Here is a 2,479-nt window from a genome sequence, read left to right on the forward strand (position 1 = left end):
AGGAACAAGGACGGCCCACCACTCTGACACGTATTAGTTAGACTGGCTGCACCGATCCGGCGAAGGAGATCCATGGCAGCACGCAAAGCGACGGCGCTCGATGTCGCCAAGGTCGCCGGCGTATCCCGGAGCGCCGTGTCGATGGTGCTCAACGGCAACATCAAGGGCAACGTCTCGAAGGATGCGCAGGAGCGAATCCGTGCTGCAGCCAAGGAGCTCAACTACCTACCCAATCCGGTGGCGGTGAGCCTGAGAAACCAGCGGACGGCCACCCTGGGGATCGTCACGGACGAGATTGTCACCAGCCCCTTCGCCGGCCGGTTGGTCAGCGGTGCCACCAACGCCGCCCTGGCTCGTGGGTACATGATCCTCGTCGTGGATACCGAACACATCCCGGGCCGTGATGAACTCGCCATCGAAGCACTGCAGCACCGCCGCGTGGACGGATTGATTCATGCCACCGGCGGCCTCAAGCCCTACGTCCCGTCTGAACTGTTCCGCTCGCAGCCAAGTGCGCTGGCCAACTGCTTCGACCCGGAGGACACTCTTCCCGCGGTGGTCCCCGACGAGGTCACCGGGAGCCGACGGGCGACAGAACTCCTCCTCGGCCTCGGGCACAGGCGCATCGCCCTTCTGGGCGGCGATGACCAGAATGCGGCCGTCCTTCGTGAGCAGGGTTACCGCGCCGCTATGACGGTCGCTGGATTGGATCGCCACCACCAGCGAGTGGTGGTCACCGGGTGGGACATCGACCAGGGATACCGCGCAGCCGAGTCCGTGCTCCAGGGACCTGACCGGCCCACCGCAATCCTCGCCGCAAACGACCGCGTCGCCACAGGCATCCTGCTGCACGCCGCCGCTGCGGGCATCAAGGTGCCGGAACAGCTGTCGGTAGTGGGCTACGACGACCAGCAGTACGTGGCCGCGAATCTTGTGCCGGCTCTGACCACGGTCGCCCTGCCCCATGCCGAGATCGGCGCCATCGCTGTGAACAGCGTGCTTGATGAGCTTGAGGGAGGGGATCGCCGGACCGAACGCGTCCTGGTGCCCTGTCCGCTCATCACGCGCCAGTCCACAGCCCCGGCAGGCTGACTACTTCCAGTCGAGAGCGGCGCTGCCGTAACGCTGCGGCGGATCAGGATACTCAACCTTCCGCCCATCAATCATCAACGGCGGCGGCACGAAAATCAGTTCCCCGTAGTCGCTCATCATGCGTTGCAGCGGCGGGTCAAGCTCCACCGGCATCAGACCCGCGGTCGCCGGCATCCGCAGCAGCTCGGCAGCCGTACGCGCCAGTGAGAGGTGGGCGGATCCGGTCACTCCCCTACGGCGTGCAGTCATGAGTACGACGGCGGCGGCCGCCATCCCGAGCCCGGTTGCGTAATCGAGTGCCTGGACGGGAAGAGCACCGGGTGTGAACCCGCGCCCTTCCCCGGTGCCGTAGACATGGGCCACTCCGGTTGCCGCCTGCACAATACTGTCGAACCCGCGGCGGCCCGCCCACGGGCCGTGATCGCCCCAGGCATCGAGGCAGACCACCGCCAGGTCCGGGAAGTCGGTGCGCAAGGCCTCCACGCCGAGTCCAAAACGGTCCAGGGCTCCCGGGCGATAAGCGTTGAGCACCACGTCGGCCGTAGGAAGGAGCATTCGCACGCGAGCCAGCTGTTCTCGGTTTCCGAAATCCGCTACGGCGCTCCGCTTGGCAAACCCGGTTTCGACATGCTGGTGCTCCAGCTCGGGAAGGGCGGTCGGATCCACGCGGAGAACATCGGCGCCCAGCGCACCCAGGAGCCTGCTGGCCGACGGTCCGGCGATGACCCGGGTGAGGTCCAGGATACGCAAACCTTCCAGAAGGCTGCCCTCGCGGCGTTCCTCCGCTACCTGAGCGGGGTCGGTGGAGAAACGTATCCACGGCTCATTCGCAACAGCCTGCGCCGCCGGCATCGCGGCCCACTCCTGCGGGGTACGGACAGCTGTAGCCAGCCCTCCCCGGCCGGTAACTGCGTCCTCAATGACGGCGACCGGCAGCTCACGTAGAGCCGCCTCAACCTCTGAGGCCCGGGTCACCGCGAGTGCATCCAGCAGCGCACGTTCATGGTGCGGGTAGTTCCCGTGAATGCGGACCCACCCGTCGGCGCCCCGGCGAAATCCCGACAGCGGACCGAAGCCCTGGATCGGCGAACCCGCAATGCGAAGGTGGGAGAAGGAGTCGAACCATGCGGCCACCGCCGCTGAGGTGAAGGTGACGTCGCGGCCTGGGGAACACACGGCGAGCGCGGTGGCCGCCGCCTGCATGGAACCGAGGGCGAGCCCTTCCACGTCCAATGGCCCTCCCCACCAGCGGCGGGGACCGGTCCAGGACACCGGCTCAATCCCATCGGGCAGCAGTTGGCAGAACGAATGCCAGAGGGCGGGTATCGGCTCCGCTTCCGGCGAAGTTGAGGCTGCATCCATGCCTGCATTATGGATGCAGCCCTGC

At 66.6% G+C, this 2,479-nt stretch carries 2 protein-coding genes; one reads left to right on the top strand and one right to left on the bottom strand.

The window, feature by feature from the left end:
* The first annotated feature begins 72 nt into the window (after nucleotides 1–72).
* Nucleotides 73–1,092 carry a LacI family DNA-binding transcriptional regulator gene (locus tag RIF85_RS15650; protein WP_309072825.1) on the top strand — a complete coding sequence of 340 codons (1,020 nt, stop codon included), beginning with the start codon at nucleotides 73–75 and terminating at the stop codon, nucleotides 1,090–1,092.
* Here the strand turns inward: RIF85_RS15650 and RIF85_RS15655 are convergent.
* A partial coding sequence (locus tag RIF85_RS15655) for a CoA transferase (protein ID WP_309072826.1) occupies nucleotides 1,093–2,479 on the bottom strand: 1,387 nt, incomplete at its 5' end.

It is taken from the genome of Arthrobacter sp. (assembly GCF_031179385.1).
In the GTDB taxonomy this organism is placed as follows: Bacteria; Actinomycetota; Actinomycetes; order Actinomycetales; family Micrococcaceae; genus Arthrobacter_D.